Origin of the sequence: Tritonibacter multivorans (genome assembly GCF_001458415.1) — a bacterium.
GTDB lineage: Bacteria > Pseudomonadota > Alphaproteobacteria > Rhodobacterales > Rhodobacteraceae > Epibacterium > Epibacterium multivorans.
This window is the reverse complement of record NZ_CYSD01000040.1, coordinates 35,617-53,202: the sequence shown is the minus strand read 5'-3', so window position 1 is coordinate 53,202 and position 17,586 is coordinate 35,617. Positions and strand designations below refer to the sequence as shown.

General features: G+C 59.5%; 15 protein-coding genes. 9 read left to right on the top strand and 6 right to left on the bottom strand.

Going from position 1 to position 17,586, the window contains the following annotated elements; genetic code table 11:
• Nucleotide 1: 1 nt before the first annotated feature.
• Both TRM7557_RS15415 and TRM7557_RS15410 read right to left on the bottom strand, forming a co-directional pair.
• On the bottom strand, nucleotides 2-496 hold the full coding sequence (locus TRM7557_RS15415) for a glycosyltransferase (protein WP_058291119.1): 495 nt from the start codon (nucleotides 494-496) through the stop codon (nucleotides 2-4).
• Nucleotides 493-984 carry a glycosyltransferase family protein gene (locus TRM7557_RS15410; RefSeq protein WP_058291118.1) on the bottom strand — a complete coding sequence of 164 codons (492 nt, stop codon included), beginning with the start codon at nucleotides 982-984 and terminating at the stop codon, nucleotides 493-495. The genes TRM7557_RS15415 and TRM7557_RS15410 overlap by 4 nt, the downstream gene beginning before the upstream one ends.
• Nucleotides 985-1,243: 259 nt before the next feature.
• Here TRM7557_RS15410 and TRM7557_RS15405 point away from each other — a divergent pair, with 259 nt between their 5' ends.
• Entirely contained in the window at nucleotides 1,244-2,158 is a 915-nt protein-coding gene (locus TRM7557_RS15405) for a hypothetical protein (protein ID WP_058291117.1), read from the top strand.
• A 33-nt stretch (nucleotides 2,159-2,191) separates the two neighbouring features.
• On the opposite strand, the gene TRM7557_RS20435 is transcribed toward TRM7557_RS15405, so the two are convergent.
• Nucleotides 2,192-2,698 carry an acyltransferase gene (locus TRM7557_RS20435; protein ID WP_058291116.1) on the bottom strand — a complete coding sequence of 169 codons (507 nt, stop codon included), beginning with the start codon at nucleotides 2,696-2,698 and terminating at the stop codon, nucleotides 2,192-2,194.
• Between the two features lie 321 nt (nucleotides 2,699-3,019).
• Here TRM7557_RS20435 and TRM7557_RS15395 point away from each other — a divergent pair, with 321 nt between their 5' ends.
• The 5 genes from TRM7557_RS15395 to TRM7557_RS15375 all read left to right on the top strand — a co-directional run bounded on the left by TRM7557_RS15395 (nucleotide 3,020) and on the right by TRM7557_RS15375 (nucleotide 11,665).
• Nucleotides 3,020-5,122, top strand: coding sequence for a calcium-binding protein (locus TRM7557_RS15395; RefSeq protein ID WP_058291115.1), 2,103 nt, complete (start codon nucleotides 3,020-3,022; stop codon nucleotides 5,120-5,122).
• Nucleotides 5,123-5,390: 268 nt separating this feature from the next.
• Nucleotides 5,391-6,533 (top strand): Coenzyme F420 hydrogenase/dehydrogenase, beta subunit C-terminal domain, encoded by a 1,143-nt coding sequence (locus TRM7557_RS15390; RefSeq protein WP_131727564.1) that lies wholly within the window; start codon nucleotides 5,391-5,393, stop codon nucleotides 6,531-6,533.
• 79 nt (nucleotides 6,534-6,612) lie between these two features.
• Nucleotides 6,613-7,344 (top strand): metallophosphoesterase, encoded by a 732-nt coding sequence (locus TRM7557_RS15385; protein ID WP_058291114.1) that lies wholly within the window; start codon nucleotides 6,613-6,615, stop codon nucleotides 7,342-7,344.
• 184 nt (nucleotides 7,345-7,528) lie between these two features.
• Nucleotides 7,529-8,974: a mannose-1-phosphate guanylyltransferase/mannose-6-phosphate isomerase gene (locus TRM7557_RS15380; RefSeq protein ID WP_058291113.1), complete on the top strand. Its 1,446-nt coding sequence runs from the start codon at nucleotides 7,529-7,531 to the stop codon at nucleotides 8,972-8,974.
• A gap of 474 nt (nucleotides 8,975-9,448) precedes the next feature.
• On the top strand, nucleotides 9,449-11,665 hold the full coding sequence (locus TRM7557_RS15375; protein ID WP_058291112.1) for a M10 family metallopeptidase C-terminal domain-containing protein: 2,217 nt from the start codon (nucleotides 9,449-9,451) through the stop codon (nucleotides 11,663-11,665).
• Between the two features lie 92 nt (nucleotides 11,666-11,757).
• On the opposite strand, the gene TRM7557_RS15370 is transcribed toward TRM7557_RS15375, so the two are convergent.
• Genes TRM7557_RS15370 through TRM7557_RS15360 form a run of 3 tightly spaced genes read right to left on the bottom strand, consistent with a single transcriptional unit; the run spans nucleotide 11,758 to nucleotide 14,940 of the window.
• Nucleotides 11,758-12,858, bottom strand: coding sequence for an AGE family epimerase/isomerase (locus TRM7557_RS15370; RefSeq protein ID WP_058291111.1), 1,101 nt, complete (start codon nucleotides 12,856-12,858; stop codon nucleotides 11,758-11,760).
• 1 nt (nucleotide 12,859) lies between these two features.
• Nucleotides 12,860-13,720, bottom strand: a complete 861-nt coding sequence (locus tag TRM7557_RS15365) for a hypothetical protein (protein WP_058291110.1) — start codon at nucleotides 13,718-13,720, stop codon at nucleotides 12,860-12,862.
• Between the two features lie 2 nt (nucleotides 13,721-13,722).
• Complete coding sequence (locus TRM7557_RS15360; protein ID WP_058291109.1) at nucleotides 13,723-14,940, bottom strand: acylneuraminate cytidylyltransferase; 1,218 nt, start codon at nucleotides 14,938-14,940, stop codon at nucleotides 13,723-13,725.
• A 38-nt stretch (nucleotides 14,941-14,978) separates the two neighbouring features.
• Between TRM7557_RS15360 and TRM7557_RS15355 the strand changes: the two genes are divergently transcribed.
• From TRM7557_RS15355 to TRM7557_RS15345, 3 genes are all read left to right on the top strand, one after another.
• Nucleotides 14,979-15,347 (top strand): hypothetical protein, encoded by a 369-nt coding sequence (locus TRM7557_RS15355; protein WP_131727563.1) that lies wholly within the window; start codon nucleotides 14,979-14,981, stop codon nucleotides 15,345-15,347.
• Nucleotides 15,344-16,522, top strand: a complete 1,179-nt coding sequence (locus TRM7557_RS15350; protein ID WP_058291107.1) for a DUF6716 putative glycosyltransferase — start codon at nucleotides 15,344-15,346, stop codon at nucleotides 16,520-16,522. The genes TRM7557_RS15355 and TRM7557_RS15350 overlap by 4 nt, the downstream gene beginning before the upstream one ends.
• Before the next feature lie 73 nt (nucleotides 16,523-16,595).
• The gene (locus tag TRM7557_RS15345; RefSeq protein WP_058291106.1) at nucleotides 16,596-17,525 is read left to right on the top strand and encodes a hypothetical protein; all 930 of its coding nucleotides are present in this window, start codon (nucleotides 16,596-16,598) and stop codon (nucleotides 17,523-17,525) included.
• Nucleotides 17,526-17,586: the final 61 nt, after the last annotated feature.

The window sequence follows — 17,586 nt, the reverse complement described above, 5'->3', positions numbered from 1 at the left end:
GCTACTGCTCGTCAAAGATAACGGTGCGAATGCTGGCAAGCAGCGCGTCGCTGGCATAGGGCGACAGGATCGGCGCCACGGCGTCGGTCGCAAGAAGGCGGGTGATGGCGGGGGCCAGCTCTGTCGGATCAGAGACAATCGAGATCCCGTCGCGGCCGGCAAAGTGATTGGCCGTGGCCACCTGATGGTCATTGCGGTGCTCGCCAAATTCGGCCCGGCGCGGCATCGCCAACAGGGGCGTGCCCATGGACAGGGCCTTGATGAAACTGCCGGTTCCCGCATGGGCAATGACCAGTCGGGCGGTCTTGCAGCGCTGGTCATAGTCCTGCGCGGGCAAGCTGGCGGCAAAGTCCATATGGCGCGGCGTGTAGCCTTGCCGCCCCACTGCGCCAACCTGTGCAAAGACCGGCACCGACGGGTTGGCTTCGGCCCAGGCGTCCACGCTCTGGACCAGGCGGTCAAAGGGCAGCTGGGTGCCAACGGTCAGAAAAATCATAGCACCGTCCCCGCATAGGCCGCGCCGGTCTGGTCTGCCAGATGCGGCCATTGGGTCAGCCACAGATCGCTGTGTTTGCGGGCCAGCTTGCCCGAAACGGACAGCTCTTCGGCATTGGCAATACTGTCGACCCAGATCGTCCGGGCCCCCATCATTTTACCAAAGCGAATGGCAAAATATCCCGGCGCCGCCCCGGTCGAGATGACCACATCCGGGCGCACCCGCAACACCACGCGCAACACGGTCAGCGCCGAAAAAATCAGCCGGATCTTATTGGTCGCATTGGCGTCGGTGACAACATAGAAATCGGGGCAGGCGGTGCCGGTGTCAGCGGCCTCTGCGGCCAGTTCTTTGCGGTAATCCGCCTCGGTCACCGCATAGCTCACCGCGGCCTCGGCCCAAGACGGGCGCAGGCGGCGCAATTCGCTCCAGTGGCCGCCCCCTGATGACACCGCAAGAACCCTGATCTGTTTGGGGCGCGCATCCATAAGGTACCCTATCCTTGGCCGTCCAGAACTACCCTTGTGTTTTACGACGCGGGCCAGATTTTACAACACGCGTTTTACGACATGTGTTTGACACCCCTGTGTGCCCCCACGCGGGAGACGACTTAGGCTCATACTTGGGCTAATCCTTGGGCAAAAATCCGTCAATTGCAGACCGGGCTCACACCACAGAACATCTCTGATTGCCCGCTTTTGCAGCACATGGTATCGGGCCAGTTAAGGAAATTATTGGCGTGAAACGATGACAAGCCTTCTGCATATTCCAGCTGTACGTGAACGCCTGCGCGCCCTGCGCCCCTATTACAACATGCTCTTCCGCCGCAAACAGAACTTTGACAACCGCCCCACGCCCGAGGCCTATCTGCGCCAGATGGACGGGCGGGGGGTGTTTCTGCTGTGTTACGGGCGCTCGGGGTCGACCGTTTTTGCGGATTTCCTCGGCACCCACCCGCAGGTTCTGACCTTTGGCGAAGTGCTGGGCGAAGAAAGCTACTATTCCTACTTCCAATGGCTGAGCCGCGGGGTGCTGTGGGTCTGGCCGCTGCGACCAACACAGATGCAGCGGGAGTTTTACCGCTTCTGTGCGCAGCTTGTGCGCCGCAAACCGGCCATGCGCTGCCTGTTTGACCTGAAAATAGAAAGCCTGCATCTGATTGAGGGAAACTGGCGTATGCCGGGGCCGGATTTCGATCTGTTTCACCAGCTGAAAAAGGCGCAGGCGCCGGTGGTTCTGCTGACGCGCAAGGATCTTGTGGCGCGCTATACCTCTGGCCAGATCGCCGAACGGCGCGGCGCCTTTCACAGCTATCAGGGGGCGGCCGCTCAGGAGGTTGCACCTTTTGAGATCAACACGGAGGCGGTGAAAGCGCAGATCGCGCAGATCAATGCCACCCATGATGTGATCCGGGACATCTTTGCCGGTCAGGAGAATTTTGTCGAGCTTTGCTACGAGGATCTGTTTGTGCCCGACGAGACCAGCCCCGCCGACAGCGGCCGCACCCGCTTTGCCGACGGGCTGTCTGAACAGATGGCGGCGCTGATGGGGATCGACGATCAGTTCGACCCCATCCCGCGTCTGCAGAAAGTGTCCGGCGGCAAGCCCTATTCCGAACAGATCACCAACTGGCCCGAGGTCGCGGCGCTGCGCGACGCCTAAGTCAGAACCTGAGCCTGAACCTGAGCCTGACGCTTAGGCGCTGTGTTCTTCCAGCGCCTTGCTGGCCTCGATCGCATCGGCTTCGGGCAGGCGCCCGTATTGCCCGAGCTTCAACCCAGAGCGCAGAACCCGCGCCGGATTGCCCGCCACAATGCTGCCCGAGGGGACCGATTTGGTCACCACAGAGCCCGCCCCCACGACGCAGTCATCGCCAATGCGCACACCGGGCATAATGATGCTGGAGCCGCCAATAAAGCAGCGCGCGCCAATATAGGTGTCGGTAAACAACCCGCGCGGCATGTCATGGGACAGGATGCGCACATCAAAGGCCACATAGCTGTCCGCGCCCACATGCACGCCCTTGGGCCAGGTCTTGTCGAACTTGGTCGAGAGCGAAAACTGACAGGTCGGATGCAGGTCCAGCCCCCAGATACGGCGATAGTACCAGCGCACCAGATCGATCACCAAATAGCGCACCCGGTGCAGACGGTTGAGCCCCGCCCGTTTGACCTTCTGCGACGAACCGTTGGACTGTGTCATCTGCTGCGATGCTCCCGACAATATGATTGCAAAACCCTGTATGTAACCGCCCATACTGCAAAGCCTGTGACAGTGCAAAGGTCACCGCCTGAAACACCGTCTGAAAACACTGCCCCAATACACTGCGCAAAAACACTGCGCGAAATATCGCTCTGCGCACCGCGAATGAGCAACGAACGGCCGAGACGCGTAAAATTGACACTTAATCTTCGGTTTTGAGGTGTAGGAGAAGCTACCTTTCAACGCCAAAAAGCCACAAAAAAATACCAATCCTGAGGGAATGAGAAACCGGTGAAAACATTATTCGAGTGGATCGTGACAATGACACAGGCGACATCCTTTTTGGGTTTTACTGCAATGAATGTGGTCGCTGGAACGGATGGCCGGGACAACATTATTGGCACCGATGAGGCGGATTATATTATCGCCGGCGGCGGGCAGGATTTTTACCTGCTGGGCGGCGGCGGCGCAGACGCGTTCGAGGTGAACTACGGCGATGATGTCGTGCGTATTGCCGATTTCGAGCTGGGCCAGGATAAGATCGTTCTCAATGACCCGTCGGTTCTGGACGGCGCTACCTTTACGCAGGACGGCACCCGTTTTGACATCCGTCTGAAAGATGGCACATTGGTGCGCATCGATGGCGTCACCACAGCCGATCTTGGCGAGATTTTCGCCTTCAAAGCAGATCTTCCCTCAGACTCCATCAACTTTGATCCCATCGCTTCCGACAGCTCCGTCAACCTGATTGAGGGCACCGATGGCCGCGACAAGATCTTTGGCTCTGATGGCGACGATTACATTATCGCAGGCAGCGGCCAGGATTTCTGGGTCGAAGGGGGCGCAGGCGCCGATATCTTTGAGGTGAACTACGGCGATGACGTCGTGCGCATCACCGATTTCGAACTGGGTCAGGACAAGATTTCGCTCGCCGATGAGACGGTTCTGGACGCAGCCACGATCACCCAGAACGGGGCACGTCTGGACATCCGGCTGGAAGACAACACGCTTTTGCGCGTTGACAACACAACCGAGGCAGACCTGTCCGATATGTTTGTGTTCCGCGCAGATGAAGACACAGATACAGGGGATGACACGGGCAGTGAGACCGGTGGCGATGCCGACGAGGACACCGGAGCTGGTACAGGTGGGGATACGGGCGGCGCCGAAGAGCCCGCAGATCCCCCCGCAGATCCCCCCGCCGAAGACCCGCCCGCAGCCGCAGAAAACCCCCTGAAGATCGTGATCTTTGGCGGCCAGTCCCTGGCCTTTGGCGCCACCGGGCGCGACTGGGTCAACACCGGTCCGCAATATGAAAACTCGCTGATGCTGGATTTCGACAATCCGCAGAACGGCGCCCGGGGCTGGGACACCGCAGCGGTGGATGACGAGGCCTTCAATGGCTTCACCCCGCGGTTTGAAGTGGCCCAGGAAACCCCTGCAACCGGCGCCATGAATGTGCTGGCCGAGGCCAACCCGGATACCACCTTTGTCTCGCTCCACTATGGGCAGTCCGGCAAATCGCTGGATTACATTCGCGAAAACACGCTGGACGGTCTGACCGGCCAGCTGGAGCTGCTCAAGGCGCACGCCGACAGCATGGGCTATACCATTGACCCGCAGATCGAACTGGTCTGGATTCAGGGGCAGTCGGGCTCTGAGGGCGATTATTCCGATGGTCTCTCGGCCCATCTCGACGAGGTGCAGGATTTTGCCACCTCGATCTTTGGCAGCGACTTTGACGTGAACATGTATTCCACCATTGTGCGCGGCTTTGGCGGCAAGACCACCACCGGTGAACAGTTCCAGGCCATTCAGGACGACCCGGATATTTTCCTCGGCTCCACCGAATGGATGTTCAACGCGCAATATCCCGCCGGCGGCCAGGCCTCCAATGCCCATCTCAGCGGCGAAGGCTACTATATGATGGGCACGCAGATCGGCACGCATATTCAGGCCAATATGGACGGCACCCCGGTTGCCCCCATCACCATTGAGGCCGTGCGCGCCATGGGCGGCAATACGTTCCAGATCGACTTTGCCAATGTCGTGGGCGCCCTGCAATCGAACCCGGATGTCTATGCAGATGATGATTTTGCCGGCGTGCCGGACAATTTCGGGATCGGCATCTATCGCAGCAATCAGGGCTCTGCCCCCGGTGAGATTGTCTCGGCCCATATTGTTGACGAAGACACGATCGAATTCACCTACAGCGAAGCGCTGAGCGGCACGTTTAACCTCTGGATTGGTCGCAATGACTCCGAGGGCTGGATGGCCGATGGCGGCGGCAAAGGCTGGGGCGGCACAACGCTCTATGACGACGGGCAGTCCTTCACGGCGACGGACCCCGGTGGCCATCTGAACCTGCAAACCGACACGCTGTATGAATTCATCCCGCAACAGTACCTTGAAGTCGAGTTCTGATCGGACACAGACAGATGCCCTGATTTTGAGGGCGCACAATAGCTGGGCGATTGCCGCAGAAAGGATACAGGTTTCGGCCAAATCCCTGACCCGCGGACAATCGCCCAGTCTTTGTCTTGTTGTTGTCGTCTCGTCATGATTGTTAGGCGGCGACGAATATAAAGGCGCGACAGTGACAAAAAGCGGAAAAAGCAGTGCAACACATGCCCCCCTGCTGTGTCTGGGATGTGGTGTGTGCAGCTATGTGTGCGGTGCAGACAAAGCGCCGATGAAAGACATCGACGCGGTCGGGCTGCGCCCGGAGATTTCTCCCGACATCAGCGCCCAGACGCGCGCGCTGGCAACCAAGGTCTGCCCGACCGTGAATGCCGATTTCGGGATCCTGAAATCCCGCCCCGATTACGACCCCGCTGTCGACAAGACCACCGAACGCAACTGGGGCGCGATCACCGGCATCTGGGAAGGCTTTGCCAGTGACGAAGAGATCCGCTTCAAAGGCAGCTCTGGCGGCGCCTTGACCGCCCTGTCGCTTTATTGCCTGAATGAACTGGGTCATCACGGTGTCCTGCACACGGGCGAAAACCCCGAAGATCCCATTCGCAATAAAACCCGCCTGTCGCGCAGCCGCGACGACCTGCTGGCGGTGGTTGGATCGCGCTATTCGCCGGCCTCGGTCTGCGAAGGGCTGGGACAGGTGGAAGCCGCGCCTGCGCCCTGTGTTGTGATCGGCAAGCCGGTGGAAATCGTGGCCACCCGCAATGCCATGGCCGAAATCCCGGCGCTGGCGAAAAACATCGGCGTCACCATGTCGTTCTTCTGCGCCGAAACCCCGCCGACCCTGGCCACGCGCAAGCTGATGGGGGAATTTGACGTGCCCGAAGAGGGGCTCGAGACCCTGCGCTACCGCGGGCACGGCTGGCCCGGCTATTTCACCACGCGCAACGCAGGCCAGGACCCGCGCCAGCACTGGATCTACCAGAAAAGCTGGGCCTATCTGCAACGGTTCCGCCCCTGGGCCACGCAGCTGTGGCCGGATGGGGCGGGGGAACTTGCCGATATTTCCTGCGGCGATCCCTGGTACGAGGAACCGGATGGCGAAAACCCCGGCTTTTCCCTGATTGTCGCCCGCACCAAACTGGGCAAAGAGATCATCGAAGGCGCTATTGCCGCAGGCTATCTGCAGGCCACCCCGGCCGAGACCTGGAAGCTTGATAAATCCCAGGACGGCCTGCTGCGCAAGAAAGGCGCGATCTGGGGGCGCCGCATGGCGCATCGCCTGTTCCGGCTGCCCAATACGAATTTCCAGAACCTCGACCTGTTTGGCATCTGGTTGACCCTGCCCCTGCGGGAAAAGCTGGGCTCGACCCTTGGCACCGTGCGCCGGATCATCAAAAAGAGGCTCTGGGCATAGCGGTCGCCGCACCGGCCCGCCCCCTGACCTGTGGCGGACGATATTGCGGTCAAGGGCAGAAATCTGGCAGAACCAGAAGATGATCCGTTCCCTGTTTCAGAACCTGCGTGCACGCCTCGCCCCCCCGTTACCCGCGCCCTGCCCCGGCCAGACCATCGCGGTTGTCGGCGATATTCACGGGCGCGTGGATCTGCTGCAGGCCTTTCCCGATCTGGGCCATATCGACCAGCTGATCTTTGTCGGCGACTATATCGATCGGGGCGATTTCAGCGCTGAGGTGCTTCTGACCCTCAAAGAGCTGCCCGAGGCCATTTGCCTGATGGGCAACCACGAAGAGATGATGCTTAGCTTTATTGATGATCCCGCCACATACGGCCCGCGCTGGCTGCGCCATGGCGGGGTGCAGACGCTGGCGAGCTTTGGCATTGGCGGGATCACGGACACCGCCTCCCCCGACCGGCTTGGCGCGGCCCGTGATGCCCTGGTCGAGGCCATGGGCCCGGCGCTTCTGGACTGGCTGCGCGCCCTGCCCTCCTTCTGGCAAACCGGGAATGTCGCGGTCACCCACGCCGGTGCAGACCCGTCCCGGCCCATGGCTCAACAGGACACGGCCGCCCTCAGGTGGGGGCATCCAAATTTTGAAAAAACGCGACGCGACGATGGGCTTTGGGTGGTGCATGGCCACACGATCGTCCCGGTGCCAACGCTGACCCCGGGCCGGATCAATGTGGACACCGGCGCCTATGCCACCGGCCGCCTGACCGCCGCCCGGATCAGCGACGCGGACATCACCTTCCACATGTTCTCCTGACGGTAGAGGGCATGATCGAAGACATGGCCATCTGGACAAAACCCATTCCCTCGTTCTAACCGAGCAGGACTATGTCCCACAACGCTGAGCGCAGGGACGACGGATCTTGCGGTTGCGCCTCAGTTGAGCACCGCTTGGGAAACCCGTACAACACTTCCAAAGAGTCCTATTTCAGGTACAATCTATGACCATTACCCCCGTTCTTCTTTGTGGTGGCTCTGGCACCCGCCTTTGGCCCCTGTCGCGCAAGAGCTACCCAAAGCAATTTGTGCCCCTGATGGGCAAAGAGACGTTGTTTCAGGCTTCGGCCAAACGTCTGTCTGGGCTCTTTATCGAGGAGCAGGACGAGGCCTGCTTCGCGGCCCCTATGGTGCTGACCAACTCTGACTTCCGCTTTATTGTCACCGAACAACTGCAGGCGGTGGGCATAGATCCCGGCGCTATTCTGATCGAACCCGAAGGGCGCAATACCGCCCCTGCGGTTCTGGCCGCCGCTCTGCGTGCGGCGGCGCAGGACCCTGACGCCATTCTTCTGGTGGCGCCCTCCGATCATGTGGTGCCCGATGTCGCCGCCTTCCATGCCGCGATTGAGCGCGGGCTTGAGGCGGTGCGGGCAGGGCAGCTGGTGACCTTTGGTATTCAGCCAAGCCACGCCGAGACGGCTTACGGCTATCTGGAACTGGCCGAGACCCCGGATGCCTCAGGAAACCCGGTGGCGCTGAAACGATTTGTGGAAAAACCCGATGCCACCCGCGCGGCCGAAATGCTCGCGGCCGGCAATTTCAAATGGAACGCGGGCATCTTCCTTTTTGCCGCAAAAGACATTCTTGCCGCCTTCCAGACCCATGCGCCCACGCTGATTGCGCCGGTGCAGGCCGCATTGGACGCGGCCGAGGTGGATCTGGGGTTCCTGCGTCTGGCGCCCAGCCCCTGGGGCGAGGCCGAGGATATCTCGATCGATTATGCGGTGATGGAGAAGGCCGAGAACCTGTCGGTCGTGCCTTTTGATGCGGCCTGGTCTGATCTGGGCGGCTGGGATGCGGTCTGGCGCGAGGCGGGCCCCGATGCAGATGGTGTTGTCACCACCGGCGAGGCCACGGCGATTGACTGCAAAGATACGCTTTTGCGGTCGGACAGTGAGCGGCTCGAGGTTGTGGGCATTGGTCTGGAAAACATCATGGCGGTGGCGATGAATGACGCGGTTCTGGTGGCCGATATGTCGCGCGCGCAGGATGTGAAAAAAGCCGTCACCGCGCTGAAGGCCAAAGGATCTGCCCAGGCCACGACCTTCCCCAAGGATCACCGCCCCTGGGGCTGGTTTGAAAGCCTTGTGGTGGGCGAACGGTTTCAGGTCAAACGGATCATGGTGCACCCCGGCGCCTCCCTCAGCCTGCAAAGCCACTTCCACCGCTCTGAACACTGGATCGTGGTCGAAGGCACCGCCCGTGTCACCGTGGATGACGAGGTGAAACTGGTGACCGAGAACGAAAGCGTCTACCTGCCGCTGGGCTGTGTCCACCGGATGGAAAACCCCGGCAAAGTGCCGATGGTTCTGATCGAGGTGCAGACCGGCGCCTATGTCGGCGAGGATGATATTGTCCGCTACGAGGACGTCTACGCGCGCGGCTAAGGCCCGCGGCTTGGGTCCCTGCCCCCGGATGTGACACAGCGGCCGGGGCGGAGCCATGCTGATATAGGGATCGCACGGAGACGATTTTCATCCGCGCGCTCTTTGTCGGCATTTAAGGAACAGGCCTCTAAGGGCCCTTCACCTACGCAAACCGTTTTCGTCACCGGCTCTGCCGCCCCTATCGGCGAGGTGGACCCTGATCGGGTTCTCAAGACCATGCGCAAAGGCGATTTCCATGTCTAAATCCTACTGCACGAAATGCGCACCTGCGACAAAATAGGGTTATATCGACTTTAGCGCCACAACACCCATTCACTTTTGATTTCGCCATTTGTTAACATGACTTATAAAACACTTCAGGCATTCTTCATTTTTATTAACGGACAGTTCTACACTCTATGGCTTTTCTGCTTTCTTCTTTTCCTGAACAACTGCTCAAGACCCAAATGATATTGTCTGCTGGAGGGCTGCATCATGTGTGAACTTTGCGCGCTGACACAGACTTTTGATCCTTCGCGTCATACTGGCGGGCATAATGAGGGCCAAACCATCTTCGAAGACCGCGATGCGGAGGGCGGCACCTCGACCAGTTACTATCTGAACATTGGGGACACATTCAGCGGCGCGTTGTCGGCCGCGACTGGCGAAGATGAAGAAGATTGGATCGCTGTAGAGCTCGAGGCGGGTCAGGCCTATGAGTTTGATATTGACGCCTATTGGGGCGGGGGCGGCACGCTCTTGGACAGCTATCTGACGCTCTATGATGCCAACGGCAATTATGTCGCGCATAATGACGATGCCGGCTACGGGAATTACGACTCTTTGCTGACCCATACCGCCAGCACCAGCGGCACCTATTACATTGCCGTCAGCTCCTATCAGGATCGCTTTGCTGGGACCTATGATCTGGTGGTCTCTCATGTGGGCACCGGACCCGCCCCGACCCCGAGCGCAACCGAAGGGGATCTGGACACGCTGGCCGAGTACCTCACCGATGGGTACTGGGAAGACAGCGGACAGTCCGGGCGGCGTTTCGACACCAGCATCAGCAACGAAATCCGGGTCGATATCAGCAATCTAACCGCCGATGGGCAACGTCTGGCCCAATGGGCGTTTCAGGCCTGGGAACTGGTGGCAGATATTACATTTGTTGAGGCCGATTACGACTTTGACATCACCTTTGATGACGATGAAAGCGGGGCCTATTCCACAAGCGACGTGAGCTATTATGGCTATATCAACGCCTCGCATGTGAACGTCTCCACCAACTGGCTAGACGGTTCCGGCACCAGCATCGACAGCTACTCCCTGACCACCTACATTCACGAAATCGGCCATGCGCTGGGTCTGGGGCACCAGGGGCAATACAATGGCAGTGCCACCTACGGCAGCAGTGAGACCTTCAGCAATGATAGCTGGCAGATCTCGATCATGTCCTATTTCTCCCAAACCGAGAATTCGACAATCGATGCGGATTATGCGCTCCCGGTCACCGCAATGATGGCCGATATTGTCGCCATTCAGAACCTCTACGGGGCGCCTGAGGTGTCCAGCCCCACCACCGGAGACACCACTTGGGGCTATGAAACCAATCTGGAAGGCTATTTTGAAGATCTGCTGAATGGTGAAACCGACGCGGCGGTCGCCTTCACCATTTACGACGCCAATGGCACGGATTTGCTCAACTTGACGCATATCCACACCGCCAATCGGATCAATATGAACGATATGACCTATTCCGATGTCGGCGGTCTGACAGGCAATATTGGCATTGCCCGCGGCACGGTGATTGAAAACGCAAGCCTTGGCAATGGCGATGACACCGTGATCGGCAATGCGACGGCCAATACGATTTCTGGTGGGGCCGGTAATGACAGTCTGGAGGGCAATGCCGGGTTTGACTCGCTCTATGGCGAAGACGGCAATGATTCTCTGGTGGGGGGCACCGGCGAAGACTATATCAGTGGCGATGAGGGCAATGATGAGCTCTATGGCAATTCCTCGCTCGACACTATCTATGGAGGCCGTGGTGATGACTATGTCTCCGCCGGTGATGGCGTCGACTGGGTAGATGGTGGCAGCGGCGATGACACCATCCACGGCCGGTCAGGCTGGGACAGCCTGTATGGCGGCGCAGGCAATGACAGTATTGTCGGCTCGTCTGGCGACGACCAGTTGGCAGGCAATGACGGCAATGACTGGTTGTCGGGGGGATCTGCGTGGGATGTGCTGTTTGGCAACAATGGCAATGACACGCTCTTTGGCAACTTCGGCTCAGACGTCCTGTCGGGCGGCGCAGGCGAGGATCTGCTTTATGGCGGCTCCGGCGATGACACCATGCGTGGCTTGGAGGGCGACGACCGCCTGGAGGGCAACCAGGGTATTGACCGTCTGGATGGCGGCAGCGGCAATGACATCCTGCGCGGTGGCACGCTGGCCGATACCTTTATCTATGGTTTGGGCTATGATGAGGACGAGATCGAAGATTTCCGTCTGGGCGAAGATCAGCTGAACCTGTCGCTGGAGCTGCTGGACGGACTGAGTGATGCCGACGAGGTGCTGGCGCAATTTGGCGCAACCACCAGTGACGCATTGGTGCTCGACTTTGGCGATGGGGATATCCTGACCATCACCAATCTCTTTGGCGAAGAGGCGCTGGCGGCGCTGGCCGACGATATTCGCTTCTTCTGATCCAAAACCCGCCCGGAGACAGGCTCCGGGCGGGGGATCCAGAGCGATTTGGAATGTCGTCAAACCGGCCGCGCCATCGGTTTCCCCTCGCCTTAAATGGAGGTGCCTCCAGACAGGTAGAACCGCAGCGCCACCAGAATGTGGTAGAAGGTAGATGCGGGCATATTGTCCGACACAAGCACCCCATCCAGACTGCGCTTGTCATACCAGCCCCCCGGCACCTCCGTTTCCAGATATTGCTGCCACATGCGTGCCAGAACCGCGTCGGGCTGCGCCTCTGCGGGCAGTTCAACGCCACGGCGGCTCAGCGCGATCCCCGCTTTCAACAATTCGGTCTGCGGCCAGAGGCGGCGGCTGTCAGATTGCACCGGCTCAGACCGATCAGGCAGCAGCCCACCAGCGTCACGGCGCGCCCAAACGGCTGCAAACAGGGGGGGCAGTGCCACGCCGCTGTCGCGACCGGTCACGGTCTCGTAGCGGTCCAGGAGATAAACCCACTCCGCCATATGACCCGGTTCAATCACCTGCGCGTCACCGGTGAGCGGCGCCCAGTCCCCATCGAAATACTCCAGCACCCGGCTGTCTTCCGCCAGGAACACCTCGCGGAACAGGCCCAAGCACTCCTCGGCCATATCGCGGAAGCGGAGTTCACCGGTGGCCGCAAACAGCGCGGTGGAGGTTTCAAACATGTGCATATGCGGGTTTTGACGACGCGGCAGATCGCGGGCGGCGTTCTCGTACCAGCCGCGCGGCGCTTTCAGCTTGTCCAGCTCTGCCTCGAGGCGCTCCAGATCCCTGTGTACGTCAAATCCTGCCTCAATCAACGCTGAGGCGGCCAGCAACATAAAAGCAATGTCATAAAGATCATGGGGCGCTTTCAGAATGCTTGTGTCAGGGGCCAGGCGCGCGGCCAGCAGACCACTGCCTGCATCAAAGCCATGATCCATTGCAAAGCGGAACAGCTGCAGCGCCAGAGCACGCTGCGCCGGGATGTCAGATTTGGCAAAACAATAGGCCTGACGCACCTGCACCCGCAGGCGACGTTCCATACCCGCCAGCGGCGCGCCCGCATGGTTCAGCGCTTCCCAGACCGTTCCCGTGGCGGTGTCCACACCAACTGTGCTCCACAAAGGCAGCGCCTGTTTTTCCAGCCACAGCGGCAGCTCGGTCTGCCAATCCCGAGATGAATCCATGTCAGATGTCCTTTTTGAGTTTGCGAAAGAGGGCGCTGCCCCACCGCAGAAATTTCAACACTGCAATTGGGTAGAGGCCACTGCATGAGGCCCAATCAGACGGCGCGTTGCGGGCAATAGACTCAGCCTCATGCCCTCGGAAAAAATCGGCGTTTTGACCCGTATTAGGGTCGGTATTCAGATCAGTCGGCGCAGGCAAGCCACGAGGTTGCGCAGGCGCGGCCAGATCTGCAAGCGCCGCAGGAACGGGCGCTGCACACAGCAGCCGCACGCCACCTTCCTCGGTCAGATAGCGCAGGATCGCCAGATCCAGCTGCACATCATGCAGATGGCCATCCAGCCCTCGCACGCCCAGATCCTGCCCCATCAGCGCCCGGTAATTGGGTCCCAGCTCATAGGGGTAGCGGCGCGGGCCATCATAGAAATCAACCCCCACCAAGATCACGTCCGTGGCGCCCAGAGCATGGGCCGCCAGTACCGCATAGACCCCACTGGTGGGGTGGCGACCAAATTGCGCAATCAGCGTCGCCACCGCAGCTTCGGTTGCCGCATCCCGGTAGCGCATCGGCTGATAACTGGCCCCAAAACGACGCTGCCCGGCGCGCACCACCTTTGGGTTATGGCTCGTCCAAGCCTGCAAGTCATAATCCTGACGGCAGCGATGGAGAGTTTCAAACATAAAAGGCGCAACGCGCGGATCCCCTGCCATAAAGGCCAGATCAACGCGATCCCCCACATAAAACTTGGGCTCAAAGAAGAAATTATTGACCCGGATAATAAAATCATCGGGCTGGATTATCCCTGCCGGGATCTCAGTAATGGACGGACCGTTGCCTGCGACAACAAAGGGTCGCGCCGTCATGATCAGCGATCCTGCTCCGCAGCAGGCGCAAGAGCCGACAAAATGGCATCCGCCATGGCCCGCAGGGCGCCATGGCCGCCCGGCAACGGCAGGATCCAATCGCTTATGCCCAAGATTTCGGGATGAGAGTCACTGGGACAGGCCGACAGCCCTGCATGCTCAATCGCGCCACGGTCATTGACGTCATTGCCCACATAAAGCAGGTCGTCCCAGCCAAGCCCGCGATCGCCAAGCCAGCTTTCCAGCGCCGCGACCTTGTCATCCACTGCGTGATGCACTTCGAGCTGCAGCTTTTCGGCACGTTTCAGCACGACCGGATTGCGCTCTTTGGACAGGATCATCATCGCAAAGCGCCCAGAGCTGCGCAAATGCGAAAGCCCCATGCCATCTCCGCGCGAGGTGCGCACGCTTTCAATGCCGTTTTGGTCGGTGATCACCAGATTATCAGTATGGACCCCGTCGAAATCCATCACGATCGCTTTGACGCGCGCCAGACGGTCAGCGCTGATTTCACAGGCCCCACCTGCCTGCGCAAGCTGCGAACAAAGCGCAAAATCATCCAGCGTGTCGATTTCCACCGGCGGGTGGTTCACCGGATAGAGCGCCACCGAGCCGCAGAAACGTTGGCCGGTGCGCAAAAACGGCTCCAGCCGCACGCTATAGATGGCGCCGCTTTCACAGAACTGCGACGGCAGGTCCTGCCGACGCTTGCGCTGCTCTCGCTCGTTATGGTTGATCCCCACACCGCGCCCCTCGGCATCAAACCCCCAAAGGAAAGAGTGATCTTCCGTGACCGACAGCGCACAATCGGTGGATTTGGCAATCATCTCTGCCAGACAACCGTCAATATCGGCGCCCGTGGTGAACGGAGAGGTGCACTGCAGGAACACCAGTTTATCCAGAGCGGGCAGATCTTCGCGGATCAGCGGCACCGCATGCAGCCAGCCGGATTCCGAGGTGGCGGTGTCGCCGGACAGCTCTGCTGGACGGTCAATAATACGCGCCCCATGCAGTGCTGCCTCGACGGCAATCTCGGCATCATCGGTCGACACATAGACAGCAGCCACCTGTTCCGCCGCACGTCCCGCCCGAACAGCCCGGCCAATCAGCGACACACCGCCCACTGGGCGCAAATTCTTGCCGGGAACCCCCTTAGAGCCGCCGCGTGCCAAAATGATGCAGGCCGTGGTGGCAGATGCGGAAGGAATATCTTGGGGCATGGGGGGAGATCCGGACGGCCTGAGGGGTAATCTGTTCAATGAACGGTCAATCTTGTCACCACCCGTCGGCAAAGCAACAGGCAGGCTTGTCCCATCGTTTACAAGCCTCGCCTGCTTGTGTAAATCCCGAAGGAAAATACGCGACCAATGGTGCGGCAGGGATGATTGCAAAATTAAAGAAGACCGCCTTGGGAAAGGCGATTTACAGACTCTCTCGCGCACGCCTCGGCGCTCCGCTGCAGATGCTGTCCCGGGCGGTGCAGCATGAGGCGCTGCAACTGGAACATCTAAAAAGCGCCCATCGCAGCCACAATCAGAGGCAGATTGACATCCTCGCCCACTTTGAGGCGCAGATCGCGTCCTCTCAGCCGGGCAAGGTGCCGCGTGCATCGGAACAAAACACATGAACCTGCTGCCCGACCTGGCCCCGCTGGCTGCCGCGCTTCGTGACTTAACCCCACCAGAGCCAACGCCACTGCCCTTTTTGGAGCGCCCGGTACTGCTGTTGTTCAGCGATGACTCCACCCTGTTTTTTGCCCGCCGCATGCGCGACTGCCTGCAGGCGGCAGATCCCGATTTGGTGGTACATATGGGCTGGGTGGTTGGCGAAAATGCCCTGTCGTACCGACAAATGTCACAGCTTCTTCCCGAAGGTCCCGATCATGCCGTGCATGGCAAAAACGCCTTTGCTGAGCTGATGGAAGGGTCCGAATACCGCGCAATTTTGACCAGCCGTGTTTATGGACCGCTGGGGGCACAGATGCGCCGCAAAGTCCTGTCGGTCCGCAAAGACCGACCCTGTGTGCTGGCCTTTTTGGGTGGGCTCGATTTCTTCCCACAAAATGGCTATTTCCGCCGCCGCAACTGCGATGGGGTCTATCTGTTTCCACACAGCGAGCTGCCAGTTTATGCGGGTCTCGCCGAAGGCTGGGATGACATGATGTGGCAGGAAGTAGGCTTTGGCCACCCGTCTTTCCTACAGCCCCAGACCCTGTCGCCCGAAGATCTGGCCAGCCGCCGCGACATCTATTTCTTCACGCAGGCACTTTCACCAAGCACCCGGCGCGGGCGGTTGCACATACTACAAGCACTGGCGGCCATGGCCCGCGCCAATCCGGACCGCACCGTCTGGATCAAGCTGCGCCATTTGCCCGGCGAAAACCAAAAACACCTACATCTGGAAAAACACGACTACCCGGGTCTGCTGACCGAGCTTTCGGACGTCCCGGCCAACCTCAAGCTCACCGCCTGTACCATGGATGAGGCGCTCGAGACCGCAGCCCTTGGCATCACCTGCACCTCGACCGCGGCCATTGACGTGATCCGTGCAGGCGTGCCCTGCATGGTGCATCTGGATTTTGTCGACAACTATGTCGATCCGCTGGTGGAGCCGATGCGCAAGCTGTTTGCCAAAAGCGGGCTGATCACCTCGCTTGAGGATATGCTACATTTGCGAAGCTCGGCTCCGGATCCCCAATGGCAAGACGATATGTTCTGCCCCCGCGACCTTGGCACGCGGGTCTTGGATACCGTCCGCCGCTTTGCCGATCGCCCGTTCCAACTGTCTCCGACAACAACCTGAGCATCCGCCTCGACCCAATCCCCCCTGTGCCTTCGAACCGACCACGGCAGAGGTTGCAAAAAGGACCTTTCTTTTGACCCTCTACCTACATCTTGGCGCCCACAAGACGGCGACCACCTTCCTGCAGAACGTGCTGAAGCACAATGAAGCCGCGCTTGAAGCCCGCGGAGTGGCGCGGGTAAAGATACAGCCACGGCATCTGTTTTGGCATTTCCTGCGCGATGGAGATCGCGAAGCCTACAAGAAACGCCGCCGCACATTGGGGCGCAAGCTCAAGACCTTTGATCAGGATTGGCCCAATGCTGTGCTGACTTCAGAGACCATGTTCGGCACCTCGGATTTGGACAGTGCCGACAGACTGTATCCCAATGCCGATATGGCTTTGCGAGTGCTGTCCCAGCTGACAGAGGGTATGGACCGCAAGGTAATCTTCTATGTGCGCCGCCAGGATGACTTTATTGAGGCGAGCTTTATCAACCGGCTGCAAACCCTGGCCACATCAATCCACCTGGACCACACCAAGTTGCTGGCTGATGACAGCTGGAGCAATTTCGACAGCTATCTCCAGAGCTTTGACGTAACCGCCCTGTCCTGGCTCAATCTGGCAGAGCGCATGGCGACACATTTTGGTGCCGAGAACCTGATCATCCGCCCGTTTGAAACCATTCGCCGCAGCCGTGAGGATTATGCCCGTGATTTCCTCGCTCCAATGTGTGACACGGCCGGGTTGGATTTTGCGCCAGATGTCTATGAAAATCGCAGCTTTTCAGCCCCTGCAATGGCCGAATTCCTGCGCCTGGCCCCATTACAGGATTTTCAGGATCTGCGCGCCCTACGGCTTCGCCTTCAGGAAGAATACCCCAATACGGACCACCCGCGCCCAACCCTGCTGAGCCCCGAACAGCGCAGCCAGATCCGCGCGATGCATCAAGACAGCAATGCCGATCTGTTCGACCGTTTTATTGCGGCACCAGATCGCGAAGGAATTTCTTACGCGCCCTGAACTTTCCAAACTAGGCTCTAACATTTCTGACAGAGCCTAGTCCCACCGTTCATTGCACCGA